Raw genomic sequence first — 14,596 nt, forward strand, 5'->3', positions numbered from 1 at the left:
CCCGGGTCGCGGCAATTCCTTTTCCCGTCAATCGGCCGACTGCCAGGGCGGGTCGCGAAAGGCTTCGGCGAGATAATCGATAAACAGGCGCGCGCGCGGCAGCAGGCGCCGCTCGGGCAGGTAGACCGCATGAAATGCCGTCTCGTCCCTCGCCTGGAAATCGACGAGAAGCCGCACCAGATCGCCACGCGCGATCGCCGGATTGGCAAGATGCTCGGCCATCCGCATGATGCCGACGCCGGCCATGCACATCTGCACCAGGGACAGGCCGTTGGCGCTGCGGAAATTTCCGCTGACGGAGACGGTCTCCATCGCCCCGTCGATGACGAAGGGCCACCGGTTGAGATGCCCCCTCCGGCCCTCCCATGTCAGGCAGTTGAAGCGGGCAAGGTCATGGGGGTGCTCGATCGGGCCATGCGCGGCAAGGAAGGCCGGAGACGCCACCACGACCCGTTGCAGGTCGCAAAGCTTGCGGCTCATCAGGGAGGAATCGTCGAGGCGTCCCATCCGCACCGCCACATCGATGTTTTCCTCGATCAGGTTGGCGAACCGGTCGGTGAGCGAGAGCACCAGGTTGACTTCCGGATGCGTCACGAGAAACGTCGGGATACGCGGCACGATCTGGTCGGTGCCGAAGGCAATGGGCGCGCTGACGCGAAGATCGCCCGCTGCCTGTCGCGTCGCCGCCGTCACTTCTCCCTCGACAGCATCGATCGTCTCGATCGCCTTGATGCAGGCCGAATAGTAGGTCTGCCCCTCCCCGGTGAGCCGATGACCGCGTGTCGAGCGGTGCAGCAGCTTGACGCCGAGCCGCGTCTCCATCGCCGATACGCTCTGGCTGACGAACGGCTGGCTGACCCCCAGCTGGTCGGCCGCATGGCGAAAACCGCCAGCCTCCACCACAGCCCGGAAGACCCGCATTTCAAGCAGGCGATTGTCTTTCATGAAGTCCCGTCGCAAGGCATCGTGCCGGACAGCGTCGGGCGACCTGTCCCTCGAACGGGAATGGTATCAACACCGGCCACGTTCGTCAGCCGGCCTTGAAAAAAAGCGGCGACCGGGCGCGGGGAGCGCACCGGCCGCCAAGTCGGGCAACCTGACTGAAGAAACTGCGCTCAGTCGAACATGTCCGGGCTGTCCTCGCGCAGCTGGTCCCAGATCGCCTGGAAATGCAGCCAGCCGATATACTCGCTTCCCACATGTTCGCGGCTGTAGCGGGCCCGGTCCGGCTTGACATAGGTCGGCTGAATGCCGGTCGCCGCGATCGCCAGTTGCTGCTGGCAACAACGCTCCAGCGCAATGAACCAGAAGGCCGCCGCCTCGATGCTGTGGCGGCTTGCCGTGAGAAGGCCGTGGTTCTGGTGGATCGCCGCCTTCACGCCCTTGAAGGCGGCCGCGACGTTGGAACCCGCATGGTTCTCGACCGCGACGGCACCGGCCTCGTCGCCGATGATGACGTGATCCTCGAAGAACGCGCAGGCATCCTGCGTGATCGGCTCGATGGGACGGGCAAGCGCCGCGAATGCCGTGCCGTAGACCGTGTGCGCATGGCACATGGCAATGATGTCAGGATGCGCCTCATGCACATTGGCATGCAGCACGAAACCGGCCCGATTGACCGCGTGAGTGCCTTCCACAACGGTGCCCTCGTGATCCACGAGGATCAGGTTGGACATCTTCACCTTGGCGAAATGCACCGCCATCGGGTTGGTCCAGTAGAGTTCCGGACGCTCCGGATCGCGCACCGTGAGATGGCCGGCGACCCCGTAGTCGAACCCCTGCAGGGCAAAGGCGCGACAGGCAGCGACGAGACGCTCCTTGCGATGGCGTTGTTCGTGCTCAACGCTCTCGAAAGCAGGCTCGTAGGGGAACTGCAGCCCCTCCTGCTCCGGCTGGTAGATCGACACGCGGCCCTTGAGATCCAGCATTTCAACCCCTCCTTGAAGAATGGTCCGGGTCCGACTTCTCGCGGTCGGTGATCCCCGGTTTCCCGCGCGCGCTCCCGGCGGCTGTGCCGGATCGCCATGCTGCGCGGGCCTTGCATTCTCGGTCGCATGCAGGGGGCACGAGGGTCAATCGCACCGGCGCAATAACAGTTATCGCGCCGGTGCCGGGCCTTTCACAAAAGAGCCAGTGCCAGGGCGGGAAAGACGGCGATTGCGGCGAGCGAGGCGAGCATCACCGCCATGTAGGGCATCGTGCCGAGGAATATCTGCTCCACCCCGACGTTCGGGTCACCAAGCGTGTTGTGGACGGTGAAAACCGATATGCCGAAGGGTGGCGTCAGCAGGCCGATTTCCACCGCGATCACCGTAACGATGCCGAAATGGATCAGGTCGAACCCCATCGACTGGGCGATGGGAGCTGCAATCGGCACCATGATCAGGAGGATCGAGCTGCTGTCGAGGATCATGCCGAGCAGAAGCAGCAGCACCACATAGAGCGCCAGGAAGCCGTAAGGGCCGAAACCGCTCGTCTGCACCATGTCGCCGATCGCGTTGGGGATGCCGGCAACCGACAGCATGCGGCTGTAGAAGCCCGCCGCGATCAGCAGGATGAGAATGCCGACGGAAACCGTACCGGTCTGCTTCAGGACTTCCCAGATGCGGTGACGGTCGAGCTTGCGCCGCACCAGCGCGATCAGGAGCGCGCCGAATGCGCCAACGCCACCGGCCTCGGTCGGTGTGAAGAAGCCGCTGTAGAGCCCGCCGAGAACCAGTATCACGAGCGCCAGGATCGGCAGCAGCTTGACGGCAATTTCACGCCCCGTAAGACGCGGCCCCTCGTCCGTGGCAGCCCGCGAGCGCGCCGCCGGATCGGTGAAGACGAAGCCCGGGCGGAACCTTGCAAGCAACACGATCATGAGAACGAAGCCGAGCGCCAGCATCAGCCCGGGAATGACGCCGGCAACGAACATGCGTCCGATCGAGACCTCCGCCAGAACGCCGTAGATGATCAGCAGCAGGCTCGGCGGGATCAGCATGCCGAGCACGGAACTGCCGGCAACCGTGCCCGCGGAAAAGCCCGCCCGGTAGCCATGCCGGCGCATCTCCGGTACCGCGACCCGGGTGAACACCGCGGCCGAGGCGATGGAAACGCCCGTGACGGCGGCAAAGACCGTGTTGGCGGCAACCGTCGCGACACCAAGACCGCCCGCCACCCGGCGCAGCAGTTCCTCCGCCACCTCGAACGTGTCGCGCCCGACATTGGAGATGCTCACCAAGAGCCCCATGAGCACGAAAAGCGGAATGGTGGCGAACAGATAGTCGGCAATGCCGTTGTAGGCGGTGAGCGACAGGAGCCGCATGGCGAGCTCGAAATTGTCACGGATGATCCACACGCCGGCAAACGCGACGGCAAACAGCGCGACCGCGATCTGCATGCCCATCAACACGAAAAAGATCAAGGCGAGGATCAGGAGGATGCCGATGGTCAGGGCGGTCATGCGTCGGCTTTCGGTTGGGAAACAAGATGCGAGGCGGCGACCGTAAGATAGGCGGCGGCCGCAAAGGCGGACCCGATGATGATGATCGCGCGGAACGGCAGTGACGGGATGGTGAAGACCCCCTGCACGCCGAAATATTCGCTGCCGCGCCAGGCCGCCACCGTGTCCGGCCAGGTCGCGTAGAGAATTGCCAAAAAGACGGCCGCACCGACCAGCGCGAACAGCGCATCGACAAGGCGCATGACCTGCGGGCTTGCCAGTTCCAGACCCCGTACGAAGAAATCCGCCCGCGTCATCCGGCCACTGAGCACCGCCGAGGACACCTGCAGGAAGACGATGGCGACGACCGAGCGTGCGCAGACTTCGGCAACGCCGGTGATTGGCGCGTTGAAGAGATTGCGGCCGAGCACATCGGCGACGATGACCAGCATCATCACGAAGATCCAGATGGTGCCGATCGCCGCCAGAGCGTTGGCAGCCAGGGCGAAGGGGCCACGCGCCACCTGTCGCGCGGGAGGCGCCTCGACGCTCGTTTCCAGATCGATCTCGTCGGCCATTCACCCACTCTCCCCGGTTTCGCGCTTTGCAGAGCAAGGACCCCGCCTGGATGTTATGCGGGCGGGGTCCGGTGCGGAAACGGCTATTTCCCTAGAGGCCTGCATCCCAGTCGCGCAGCGGCTCGACGCCTGCCTCGCGAAGGGCCGCGAAATAGGCCTTGAGCACGGTCTTTGCCGCATCACCGCCGCTCTCGAGCCACGGCTCGACGATGTTCGGCAGGTTGCTCACCCACTTGCGCTTTTCCTCCGCCGACAGCTCGGTGATCTCAAGGCCCGCCGCCTGCATTTCCGTGATCGCGGTGTTGGCCTTGTCGGTCACATAGGCACCGTGACGCCGGGACGTCTCCTTGCCGGCGGCGCGGAACACGGCCTGGACGTCGGCGGGAAGCCCGTCAAAGAAGGTCTTGTTGACGGCGATGCCGCCGAAATACATGGCCCCGATGCCGACCCGCGTCAGCTTCGGCGCAACCTCGTAGACCCGCGTCGGCAGGATGCCGGAGGCGAACGAGAGCGCGCCTTCCGAAACGCCGGTCTGGATGTTGGTGTAGTAGGTGGTCAAGGCTCCGTCGATCGGCGTCGCGCCGGTGTCGCGCAGCCAGTTGGCCGAGGTGCCGGGCGCATTGATCTTGCGGTTCTGCAGGTCGGCCAGCGTGTCGATCTCGAAATTGGCATAGACGTCGTAGCTGTCCGTGATCAGCGACGACAGGTGCACCATGTTCTGTTCCGCCCAGCTGTCGCGCAACTCGGGCAGGTCGTCCGACAGCTTGTCGAAGATGTCGATCAGAAGCAGGTGATCGGAGGTCGCGAACGGGGTGAAATAGGTGACGTTCTGGAGCGGCATGGTGGCGCCTTCCCAGACCGTGCCGACCATGCCCACATCGACGATGCCGTCACGCACAGCCTCGCGCGTGTCGGTGAACTTGTAGAGGGTGCCGCCATAGGCCTCGACCCAGTTGACCTTGTACTCTCCCTTTTCGGCAAGCAGGCGGTCGACTTCCGGCTGGAAGACGTTCTTCATCGCCCAGACCCAGATATTCGCCTCCGGGTGGCTGGAGCCGATATTGACCGTGATCGACTGCTGTGCCGCCGCCGGCATGGCGAAGGCCGTGCCGAGCATCGTGGCGGCCACGAAGAGATGCTTCATGTTCATGACTTTCCTCCCAGTTCGCTTCCCAGTTCGCTCCCCTCCTCCGGGGGCATGCGCATCCTTCCCGGATGCGGATCATTCAACTCCGATCGACGCCAGGATGCGTGCCGGCGTGAACGGCATCTGCGTCACCCGCCCGCCCAGCGGGCGAAGCGCGTCGTTGAGGGCGTTCATCACCGCGGCCGGCGCGCCGGCCGTGCCGGCCTCTCCCGCGCCTTTTGCGCCAAGCAGCGACTCCTGTGTCGGCGTCTCCACGTGGCCGATCACCATGTCGGGCATTTCGGCAGCCATCGGCACCAGATAGTCCGCCATGTTGGCGTTCAGGAGCTGGCCGTCCTCGTCATAGTGGCACTCCTCGAAAAGCGCCCCGCCAAGGCCCTGGACGATGCCGCCCCGGATCTGTTCGTCGACGAGCTGCGGGTTGATCACCCGGCCGCAATCCTCGACACACCAGTGTTTCAGCAGCTTGACGAACCCGGTTTCCGTGTCGACTTCCAGGTAGCTCGCCTGCACGCCGTTGGTGAAGGCGAAGGGATAGTCCGAGGTGATGAAATGGCGTGTCTGCACCAGTTCGCGCGGCAAGTCCTTCGGCAGCGTATCGCCTCGGAAATAGACGATCCGGCCAAGCTCCTCGAGCGGCATGCGCGGCTCGCCGCCGGCCTTGTCGCAGACCTGGCCCTCGACGATGTCGAGGTCATCCGGCGCGCATTGCAGCATCGAGGCGGCGACCGTCAGAATGCTCTCCTTCAGCGCCAGCCCCGCCTGAAGCGCCGCCTCGCCGCCGATACCGGCGCCGCGCGAGGCCCAGGTTCCCCCGCCATACGGCGTGGTCTGGGTGTCGCCGGTCACCACTTTCACGCGCGTGACCGGGACGCCGACGGCTTCCGCCACGATCTGCGACAGCATGGCCTCGGTGCCCTGTCCCTGCTCGGTGATGCCCGACATGGCAACGACGCTGCCGTCGGGATCCATGCGCACGGTGCAGCCGTCCTGCGCCGAGATGCGCGCACCGCCGATGCCGTACATGAACGGGCTCGGATTGGTCAGTTCGATGAAACTGGCGATGCCGATGCCGCGATGGATGCCCTTCTCGCGCAAGGAGGCCTGCTCGGCCCGCAGCCCGTCATAGTCCATCAGTTCCAGAAGCTTGGCGAGCGAGGCGTGATGCGACAGGCCCTCGAAGCGCATGTTGGCCGGCGAAGTGCACGGATAGGCATCGTCCTTGATCAGGTTTCGGCGGCGCATCTCGACCGGGTCGAGACCGAGCGCCTCGGCGGCGAAATCGACCAGCCCCTCCGTGATCGCCACCGCGATCGGATGGCCGACGGCCCGGTACTGGCAGGTCGGCGCCTTGTTCTGCAGGACAACCGTGGTGCGGGCGCGGTAGGCGTCAAAGTCATAGGGACCGCCGCACAGGGTGACCACCTGGTTGCCCTCGATCGCCGAGGTTCGCGGATAGACCGAATAGGGACCGATTCCCGTCCAGTCATCGACATCGATGCCCAGGATGCGGCCATCCCCGTCCACCGCGATGCGCGCGTCGATCTCGTGGTCTCTGGCATGGATGTCGGCGGCGAAACTCTCGATGCGGTCGGCGATGAACTTCACCGGCCGGCCCATGGCGCGGGAGATGGCGACCGTCGCCATCTCGTCCGGATAGACATGCACCTTGATCCCGTAGGAGCCGCCAACGTCGCCGCAGATCACCCGCACCCTGCCTTCCGGCATGTCGAGATGCTGCGCGATGATGCTCTGCATCATGTGCGGGGCCTGGGTCGAGTGATAGACGGTCATCTGGCCTTCGGCCGGATTGTAGTCGGCAAGGATCGAGCGCGGCTCGAGACACACACCCGTGTGCCGCGCCGTCTTGAAGCTTGCTTCCACCACCGTGTGGGCCCCGGCAAAGACCGCGTCCACCTCGCCATGCTCGTGCAGGCGGCGGAAGGCGAGATTGTCGCCGAGCTCGGGGTGGATCAGCGGCGTCGTCTCGTCCAGAGCGCTGCGGATGTCGGTGACGACGGGAAGTGTCTCGTACTCCACGTCCACCAGCGCCGCGCCATCCTCCGCCGCCGCGCGCGTGTCGGCGACGACAGCGACGACGGCCTCGCCGGTCCAGGTGGCCCGCTCCATCGCAAGCGGATGCTGGGGAGCCGACTTCAGCCCCTTCAGATGGGCAAGAACGGCAACCCAGGGGCTGCAGAACTCCGCGACATCCGCGCCCGTGAAGACACGGCGCACGCCCGGTACGGCCGCCGCCGCTGCGGTGTCGATGGCCAGGATCCGCGCATGGCCATGGGGGCTGCGGACGAAGGCGACATGCAGCATGCGCGGCAGCACGATGTCGTCGACATAGCGGCCCCGCCCCTCGACCAGGCGGCGGGCATTGGGACGGGGAACGGTGCGGCCGATATAGCTGTTGGGACGGTCGGGATTGCCGAAATTGATGGTCATGCCATGGCCTCCCCGTCGCCGGCGCGGGACCGTGCGACGGTCTCGATGGCATCCACCACCGCCTCGTATCCGGTGCAGCGGCAATAGTTGCCTGAGATGTGTTCGCGGATTTCCGCGCGGCTCGGCACCGCGCCCGACGCCAGCACGTCGGCGGCGGCGAACAGCATGCCCGGCGTACAGAAGCCGCATTGCAGGGCGTTGCGGGCAACGAATGCCGCCTGAAGATCGGCAAGGTCGCCCGTGTCGGTCAGACCTTCCACGGTCCACACCTCGGCCCCGTCGAGCTGGGCGGCCAGCGTCAGGCAGCCGCGCACCACCTCGCCGTTGACCTGCAGCGTGCAGGCGCCGCACACGCCGTGCTCGCAACCCGCATGGCTGCCGCTCAGGCCGAGATCCAGCCGCAGGAAGTCAACCAGATGCCGGGCGACGTCGACACGCGCCTCGACCCGTTCGCCGTTGACCGTGAGCGAGATGTCCACCTTGGTGGGAAAGCCTGCGATATCAGACATGATCGACCTCCGCGGCAAGGGTCGCGTTGAGGGCACGGCGCAGCAGCACGCGCGCCAGGTGAAGACGAACGCCGGCGGGAGCATGCACGTCGTCGAGCGGCTGGATGTCTTCATCAAGAACAGCCGCCGCCTCGTCCGGCGATCCGCCACGGTCGATCACCGCCATGGCCGCGCGCGCCAGGATCGCGGTCGGACCGACACCGAAGAATGCGGCCCGGGCACCGCTCGCGCGCCGGACCAGCACGATGCCGGCAAGGGCGTAGTCGCCGGAGCGCCGGGCAAGCTCCATCGTCGCCTGCCGCTCGCCGGGCGCGCATGCAGGCACCTCGACCGCGACGATCATCTCGTCTTCGCCAAGGTCCGTGGTGAACAGGTCGATGAAAAAGTCGGTCGCCCTCACCCCACGCCGACCGGCCGGGCCCTGCACGACAATGGTTGCGTCCAGCGCGATCATGCAGGCCGGCAATTCCGCCGCCGGGTCGGCATAGGCGAGCGACCCGCCGATCGTCCCGCGATTGCGGATCGCCGCATGGGCAATGAGCGGCGCGGCCTGGGAAATGGCCGGTGCGTGACGAGCGACAAGATCGGAAGTTGCAAGCTCGCGGTGGCGGGTGAGCGCGCCGATGCGCAGCACGTCGCCGTCAAGCGCGATGCCGGAAAGTTCCGTGACGCCATTGATGTCGATCAGCGCCGTGTCGCCGGCAAGGCGAAGGTTCAGCGAGGCGATCAGGCTCTGCCCGCCGGCCAGCACCCGCGCCTGCCCTTGCGAGCCGGCAAGCAGGGAAATGGCATGAGAAAGGTCGTTCGCCCGGACGTATCCGGCCGCTGCGGCTTTCATGTCGATGTTCCTCCCCGACGGCCGCAGTCCCGTCCGGATGCTCCTGCGTGGAGAAGCGGATGGGGCAACGGCGCCTTTCTTTATTGATCAAATGATCTATTACGGTTTATCGAAATGCAAGAGAAAACTTGACGGCGGCGGTGCCGGCCGGAACAAGAAGGTTTTCCAGCGGTCTGGGCCATAACGAGCGGGCGGGATGACGAAAAGCGAGACGAATTCGGGCGACCGCAAGCGCCTGTCGCCGGAGGAGCGGCGGGCGATGATCATCGCCGGCGCCACCGCCTATTTCTCGGAAGTGGGGCTGGAGGGGAACACCCGTGAGCTGTCCAAGCGGCTGGGGGTGACGCAGTCGCTGATCTTCAATTATTTCAACACCAAGACCGACCTGATCGAGGCCGTCTACCGGGCCGTTTATCTCGACCGTATCTCGCCTGACTGGCCGGCGCTGATCAGTGACAGGTCACGTCCGATCCATGACCGGACGCTGACCTTCTACCGCGAATACACGCAAGCCATCTTCAGCTACGAGTGGATGCGCATCTTCATGTTTTCCGGCCTTGCCGGCGCCGAGCTCAACCGGCGCTATCTGGAATTCGTCAGCGGGCTGCTGCTGCGGCCGCTGTTGGAGGAGGTTCGTCTTGCCGCTCCCGGCCCGGACAGGCCGGAGATGGAAGACATCTGGAACCTGCATGGCGGCATCGTCTATATCGGCACCCGCCGATACGTCTATCAGGTGCCCTGCCCGGACGATTCCGGGCCGGAGATCCGCGCCGCCGTCGGTCGTTTCCTGTCCGCCTTCGGCATCCCCTGCCAGGCCTGAAGCGCCCCGCCCCCGGGATCACCGGAGATCGGCCTCGGACCCCGCCGGCCCTCAGCCCTGAAGCGTCGTGGCCACCATCAGGTAGAGCACGATGAACAGCGGCGGGACGTTGAGGAAGGCATCGCCGAACAGGAACAACTTGAGAAAGAAGAACAGAAACGCAGCGTAGAGCGAGACCGCGAAGGGCAGCAGGAATGCCGGCGTCATCGGCGCGGTCAGGGCAAGCAGCGGGTCCGTCAGCTTGCGCAGCACCACGAAGAAGGTGATGTCGCGGTCCGCGCCGACGACAAGCTCGAGAATGCCGCGCGAGAACAGGAAGGCGGCGATCGCGGTGAGCGCGTAGGTCCCGCCGAGAAACACGGCGACCTCGGTCGGCGCGCCGCTGAGAACAAATGTCACGACCGCCAGCAGATAGGTGCCGACGAGCAGGAGAACGCCGCTGAGCGCGGAAGCCTTCATGGGGAATGTCCGATCCGGAATGAAAACGCAGGGCCCGGAGGCCCTGCGTCATGTCTATAGCGGGTTCGTCAGTGCGTTTGAACCATCATCGTGCCGCCTTTCGGCAGACGCAGACGGTCGACGAAGTCCTGCATTTCCTCGCTCGGCTCCGGCGTTACCAGCGACACCACATAGGTGACGACGAAGGCAACCGGGACACCGAACACGCCGGCGGAGATCGACGCGACGCCGAACCACGAGATCTCGTCGCCCGTGCCCTTGACGAAGTCAAAGCCGTAGACGTTGCCGATCAGGTAGTACATCGTCACGAGGAAGCCGGCGGACATGCCGAGAACCGCGCCCATGTTGGTCGTCCGCTTCCACCACACGCCCATGACGAGCGGGGCGAAGAGGCCGGCCGCGGCGATCGAGAACGCCCACGCCACCATCGACAGGATGTCGGACGGCTTGGTGCGCGCCAGGAACGCCGCCGCAAGAGCGACCACCACAAGGAGGACCTTGGCAACCATCAGGCGACGCTTGGAGTCGGCCTTCGGGTCGATCATCTTGTAGTAGACGTCGTGCGACAGGGCATTGGCGATGGCCAGCAGCAGGCCGTCGGCGGTCGACAGCGCCGCGGCGAAACCGCCCGCGCCGACGAGACCGACAACCCAGATCGGCATGCCGGCGATCGACGGGGTCGAAAGCACGATCATGTCGTTGTTCAGCTTCAGCTCCGTATACGGGAAGCCCGTGGCAAAGCCTTTCGCCTCGCAGGCCGCCTGGATCGCGGCAACCGTCTCGGCCTTGACGCCGCAGATCGTCACGAGCTGGTGACCGGCGATCGAGCCCCACTGGGTCATCCACTCCGGAATGGCCGTGAACGCCAGCTGGTAGCTTGCATCCGCGCCGGCCGCCACGAAGAGACCCATCAGGTTGAACTTCGAGAAGGCGGCATAGGCCGGTGCCGTGAAGTACAGCAGGAAGATGAAGAACAGCGACCAGCCGACCGACTTGCGTGCCTCACGAACCGTCGGGGTCGTGAAGAAGCGCATCAGGATGTGCGGCAGCGAAGCGGTGCCGACCATCAGGCAGAAGATCAGGAAGAAGTAGTCCATCGGGCTGTAGGTCTGGAACGGCGCGACATGCGTCCGCGTGACCTCCAGGAGCTGCTCGTACTGCGAGATCTGCGCCAGCGCACCGCCATAGGTGAGCTGCGGGATCGGGATGCCGAACTGGACGGTCGACATCCAGATTGCCGGGAGCAGATAGGCGACGATCAGCACGATGTACTGGGCCACCTGCGTCCATGTCACGGCCTTCATGCCACCCAGCATCGAACACACGAGAATGCCCGCAAGGCCGGCGAAGACGGCATAGCGGAAATCGATCCCGAGGAACTGCGAGGCGATGATGCCCGAGGCATAGACCTGCGCGGTGATGTAGGTGAAGGAGCAGCAGAACAGGACGACGATGCCGACAAGGCGCGCCATGTTGCCGCCGTAACGGGTGCCGAGGAAGTCGGGCACCGTATAGGCGCCGAACTTGCGCAGATACGGCGCGAGAAGCACCGCCACCAGCACATAGCCGCCGGTCCAGCCGAGCACGAAGGCAAGGCCGTCATAACCAAGCACGAAGAGCGTGCCCGCCATGCCGACGAAGGAGGCGCCGGACATCCAGTCGGCGCCGGTTGCCATGCCGTTGTAGACGGCGGGCACCGAGCGCCCGGCAACGTAGTATTCCGACACCTGGGCGGTGCGCGACATGATGCCGATGAAGGCATAGATGCCGATCGTCGCCGCCATGTAGCACCACAGGATGATGTGGTCCGGCACGCCGATCGTGGCGAAGATCGCCATCAGCGCGACGAAGAACGCAAAGCCGCCGACATAGATGCCGTAGATCTTGCCGAGGTTGTCGGTGAAGTCACCTTTCATTGAAAAGCCCATCGGTGATCCCCCCTTAATCCTCGGCCACGCCGAATTCCTCGTCGATGGCGTTCTGGCGCGCGGAGAACCAGAAAATCAGCACGACGAAGACGATGAGGGATCCCTGCGCGGCCATGTAGAAGCCAAGCGGGAAGCCCAGGATGACGACATTGTTCAACGCCGTCACGAAGAAATGGATGAAGAAGCTGAAAATCGCCCAGACCGCCAGCGTCACCCACATCAGGTTTCGCGTCTTCGTCCAGTGCGCCTCCGCCACTTCCGGTGGCAGTTTCTCGGTCAAGGTAAATCCTCCCACTGATGCATTTCGTCGGCTGATCGACCTTCGTCAGCCCCATCCTCTCCGGCGCAAGGTAATCCTAAAGTCGAACTGTCGATCCTCCCGACTTTTCGCACTAGCAGCATGAATTATATTGCGTCGCAGAGATACTTGCGCGCCAAGGTTATTCTGTTCAATGTAGAAAAGGGAAGTTATCCGAAAGACTAATCGGCAAATCCCGACACGGGAGCCGAACCGCGGGGAGAGACGCCAAGTGCTTGAATTAATTGGAACCCTGATGCCGCGCCGCAAACGGTCCGACTGGCCGGCTGCCGTTGAGGCAATCCGGGCCGGCGCCGCTTTCCTGGCCCAGGGCGCCAGCTACTCCTACTTGCGGGCCCGTACATTGCTTGCAGGCCCCCGTCTGTTCCAGGACGAGGGATTCGGACTGGCCCTGCAGATCTGCAAATGGGAGGCCTTCGCTGTTGCGGTGCAGGACCTGATTCTCATCATCGAGGCCGACCACAGGGACGATCTGCCGGCCGACCCGGCGCGACGGGCCAGGGTGCTCGGCGAGCTGTATCGCGAGGTGCTGGCCAGCGAGGAGATCCCCGGGCACCGGGCCGACAAGGGATGGAGCGACGTGATCGCCGAGTTCGACGCCCGGCTTGAGGTCTACATGTCGAAACCGCCGCTCAAGCCGGACGCGATTTCCATCGCCACCGCCATGCGCCTGCTCGATCACGCACCGATCGACAAGGCCGTGCGCGAGGCCGACCAGATCATGGTCGTCAACAATGTCGCCTTTCGCTTCATCGACTACCAGGCGACCCTGCGCAAGCGGATCGATCTTGACGCCTTCGCCGTACAACTGGCGGAGCGGATGGCCGCACCGTCATGATTTTCGGGCCCGCAGGGAACGGCAACGGCCAACCGGTCGGCGCCACCCCCCTGATCGGGCTCGATGTCGTTGTGCTGGACACCGAGACGACCGGTCTCGACATCCGCAAGGATCGCGTCGTTCAGGTCGGCGCGCTGCGGATGGAAGGCATCGAGATCCATGCCGACAGGCGTTTTGAACGTCTGGTCGATCCCGGCATTCCGATCCCGGACGTCTCGCGCCGGGTTCACGGGCTCGGCGACGAGGACTTGCGCGGTGCTGCCGGGTTTGCCGAGGTCGGCCCGGCTCTTCTCGACTTTATCGGCGATGCCGTCGTCGTCGGTCACTCTATCCATTTCGATCTCGCCATTCTGCGTCACGAGGCCGACCGCCACGGCATCGCCTGGCGCGAGCCGCGCGCCCTCGACGTCGCGCTGATGGTCGCGGGCCTCGACCGCGAGATGATCGACACCTCGCTCGACAGTCTTGCGCTCGGCCTCGGGATTCCGATCGAGGGCCGGCACACGGCGATTGGCGATGCGCTCGCCACCGCCAGGATCTATTCCGCCTTCAGCCCGCGGTTGCTGGCCAGCGGCATCCGCACCCTTGCCGAGGCCGAAAACCTCTGCCGCAGACCCGCCGGCCTGATCGCCCGGCAGGAAGAGGCCGGCTGGTTTGCCCGCCCGACCGACAGGCCCGACTTTTCCCGCACCACGCTGAAAACAGGCAGCCAGCGCGCCATAGACAGCTTCCTCTACCGCCAGCGGCTGGGCGACGTGATGAACAGCCCGCCGATCTCGATCCGCGCGGAGGCGAGCCTGCACGAGGCGGCAACCCTGATGGCCGAGCGCAGCATCGGCTGCCTGATCGTCGATCCGCCCGCCCCGGGGCATGACACGGGCGACGGCCCGAGTGACGGACGCGCCCGTGATGCCAGCCGCGATACAGGCGGCGATCCCGGCATTCTCACCGAGCGCGACGTGCTGCACGCCCTTGCCCGCGAGGGGGCCGCCGCTTCCACGGTGACGGTCGGCAGCATCATGAGCCATCCGGTGATCAGCGCCCCGGCCGAAACCTTCCTCTATCGGGCGCTCGGCCTGATGGCGCGCCGCAATCTTCGCTATATCGGCGTTACCGATGCGGCCGGGCGGCTGGCCGGTGTTTTCACGCTGCGCACCCTGCTGCGCAAGCGCGCCCTGGCGACGCTCACGGTCGGCGACGAGATCGCCACCGCCAGGCGCCCGCGTGACCTGGCGCGCGTGCAGGCCGCCCTGCCCTCGCTCGCGGCGGGCCTGCTGGCCGACGG

At 65.2% G+C, this 14,596-nt stretch carries 14 protein-coding genes; 3 read left to right on the forward strand and 11 right to left on the reverse strand.

The genetic code is table 11. From position 1 onward, the window contains the following. Positions 1-27: 27 nt before the first annotated feature. The 8 genes from ACN0T5_RS15135 to ACN0T5_RS15170 all read right to left on the reverse strand — a co-directional run bounded on the left by ACN0T5_RS15135 (position 28) and on the right by ACN0T5_RS15170 (position 8,947). Positions 28-945 carry a LysR family transcriptional regulator gene (locus tag ACN0T5_RS15135; protein WP_417769441.1) on the reverse strand — a complete coding sequence of 306 codons (918 nt, stop codon included), beginning with the start codon at positions 943-945 and terminating at the stop codon, positions 28-30. A gap of 170 nt (positions 946-1,115) precedes the next feature. Then, a complete protein-coding gene (locus tag ACN0T5_RS15140) occupies positions 1,116-1,928 on the reverse strand; it encodes a class II aldolase/adducin family protein (protein WP_417769442.1) in 813 nt (270 codons plus the stop codon). 191 nt (positions 1,929-2,119) lie between these two features. Further along, the gene (locus ACN0T5_RS15145; protein ID WP_417769443.1) at positions 2,120-3,445 is read right to left on the reverse strand and encodes a TRAP transporter large permease; all 1,326 of its coding nucleotides are present in this window, start codon (positions 3,443-3,445) and stop codon (positions 2,120-2,122) included. Continuing rightward, entirely contained in the window at positions 3,442-4,002 is a 561-nt protein-coding gene (locus tag ACN0T5_RS15150) for a TRAP transporter small permease subunit (protein WP_417769444.1), read from the reverse strand. Before ACN0T5_RS15150 ends, ACN0T5_RS15145 begins: the two co-directional genes overlap by 4 nt. Positions 4,003-4,093: 91 nt before the next feature. Next, positions 4,094-5,152: a C4-dicarboxylate TRAP transporter substrate-binding protein gene (locus ACN0T5_RS15155; protein WP_417769445.1), complete on the reverse strand. Its 1,059-nt coding sequence runs from the start codon at positions 5,150-5,152 to the stop codon at positions 4,094-4,096. 72 nt (positions 5,153-5,224) lie between these two features. Beyond that, positions 5,225-7,600 carry a xanthine dehydrogenase family protein molybdopterin-binding subunit gene (locus tag ACN0T5_RS15160; protein ID WP_417769446.1) on the reverse strand — a complete coding sequence of 792 codons (2,376 nt, stop codon included), beginning with the start codon at positions 7,598-7,600 and terminating at the stop codon, positions 5,225-5,227. Continuing rightward, entirely contained in the window at positions 7,597-8,109 is a 513-nt protein-coding gene (locus tag ACN0T5_RS15165) for a (2Fe-2S)-binding protein (RefSeq protein ID WP_417769447.1), read from the reverse strand. The genes ACN0T5_RS15160 and ACN0T5_RS15165 overlap by 4 nt, the downstream gene beginning before the upstream one ends. Further along, positions 8,102-8,947, reverse strand: coding sequence for an FAD binding domain-containing protein (locus ACN0T5_RS15170; protein ID WP_417769448.1), 846 nt, complete (start codon positions 8,945-8,947; stop codon positions 8,102-8,104). Before ACN0T5_RS15170 ends, ACN0T5_RS15165 begins: the two co-directional genes overlap by 8 nt. A gap of 196 nt (positions 8,948-9,143) precedes the next feature. On the opposite strand from ACN0T5_RS15170, the gene ACN0T5_RS15175 reads away from it, so the two are divergent. Beyond that, on the forward strand, positions 9,144-9,767 hold the full coding sequence (locus tag ACN0T5_RS15175; protein WP_417769449.1) for a TetR/AcrR family transcriptional regulator: 624 nt from the start codon (positions 9,144-9,146) through the stop codon (positions 9,765-9,767). 51 nt (positions 9,768-9,818) lie between these two features. On the opposite strand, the gene ACN0T5_RS15180 is transcribed toward ACN0T5_RS15175, so the two are convergent. From ACN0T5_RS15180 to ACN0T5_RS15190, 3 genes are all read right to left on the reverse strand, one after another. Continuing rightward, complete coding sequence (locus ACN0T5_RS15180; RefSeq protein ID WP_417769450.1) at positions 9,819-10,226, reverse strand: hypothetical protein; 408 nt, start codon at positions 10,224-10,226, stop codon at positions 9,819-9,821. 68 nt (positions 10,227-10,294) lie between these two features. Next, complete coding sequence (locus ACN0T5_RS15185) at positions 10,295-12,142, reverse strand: sodium:solute symporter family protein (protein ID WP_417769451.1); 1,848 nt, start codon at positions 12,140-12,142, stop codon at positions 10,295-10,297. A gap of 25 nt (positions 12,143-12,167) precedes the next feature. Beyond that, positions 12,168-12,434 carry a DUF4212 domain-containing protein gene (locus tag ACN0T5_RS15190; RefSeq protein WP_417769452.1) on the reverse strand — a complete coding sequence of 89 codons (267 nt, stop codon included), beginning with the start codon at positions 12,432-12,434 and terminating at the stop codon, positions 12,168-12,170. A gap of 250 nt (positions 12,435-12,684) precedes the next feature. Here ACN0T5_RS15190 and ACN0T5_RS15195 point away from each other — a divergent pair, with 250 nt between their 5' ends. Beyond that, on the forward strand, positions 12,685-13,311 hold the full coding sequence (locus tag ACN0T5_RS15195) for an esterase (RefSeq protein WP_417769453.1): 627 nt from the start codon (positions 12,685-12,687) through the stop codon (positions 13,309-13,311). Next, on the forward strand, positions 13,308-14,596 hold a 1,289-nt coding region (locus ACN0T5_RS15200; RefSeq protein ID WP_417769454.1), incomplete at its 3' end, for an exonuclease domain-containing protein. The genes ACN0T5_RS15195 and ACN0T5_RS15200, both read left to right, overlap by 4 nt.

This window comes from Stappia sp. (assembly GCF_048261845.1).
Classification (GTDB): domain Bacteria; phylum Pseudomonadota; class Alphaproteobacteria; order Rhizobiales; family Stappiaceae; genus Stappia.

Bases quoted from the DNA above. Each gene is read 5' to 3' on its own strand.
- ACN0T5_RS15140 (WP_417769442.1), bottom strand. From the start codon at position 1,928: ATGCTGGATCTCAAGGGCCGCGTGTCGATCTACCAGCCGGAGCAGGAG.
- ACN0T5_RS15170 (WP_417769448.1), bottom strand. From the start codon at position 8,947: ATGAAAGCCGCAGCGGCCGGATACGTCCGGGCGAACGACCTTTCTCAT.
- ACN0T5_RS15185 (WP_417769451.1), bottom strand. From the start codon at position 12,142: ATGAAAGGTGACTTCACCGACAACCTCGGCAAGATCTACGGCATCTAT.
- ACN0T5_RS15150 (WP_417769444.1), bottom strand. From the start codon at position 4,002: ATGGCCGACGAGATCGATCTGGAAACGAGCGTCGAGGCGCCTCCCGCG.
- ACN0T5_RS15135 (WP_417769441.1), bottom strand. From the start codon at position 945: ATGAAAGACAATCGCCTGCTTGAAATGCGGGTCTTCCGGGCTGTGGTG.
- ACN0T5_RS15145 (WP_417769443.1), bottom strand. From the start codon at position 3,445: ATGACCGCCCTGACCATCGGCATCCTCCTGATCCTCGCCTTGATCTTT.
- ACN0T5_RS15160 (WP_417769446.1), bottom strand. From the start codon at position 7,600: ATGACCATCAATTTCGGCAATCCCGACCGTCCCAACAGCTATATCGGC.
- ACN0T5_RS15155 (WP_417769445.1), bottom strand. From the start codon at position 5,152: ATGAACATGAAGCATCTCTTCGTGGCCGCCACGATGCTCGGCACGGCC.
- ACN0T5_RS15180 (WP_417769450.1), bottom strand. From the start codon at position 10,226: ATGAAGGCTTCCGCGCTCAGCGGCGTTCTCCTGCTCGTCGGCACCTAT.
- ACN0T5_RS15165 (WP_417769447.1), bottom strand. From the start codon at position 8,109: ATGTCTGATATCGCAGGCTTTCCCACCAAGGTGGACATCTCGCTCACG.
- ACN0T5_RS15175 (WP_417769449.1), top strand. From the start codon at position 9,144: ATGACGAAAAGCGAGACGAATTCGGGCGACCGCAAGCGCCTGTCGCCG.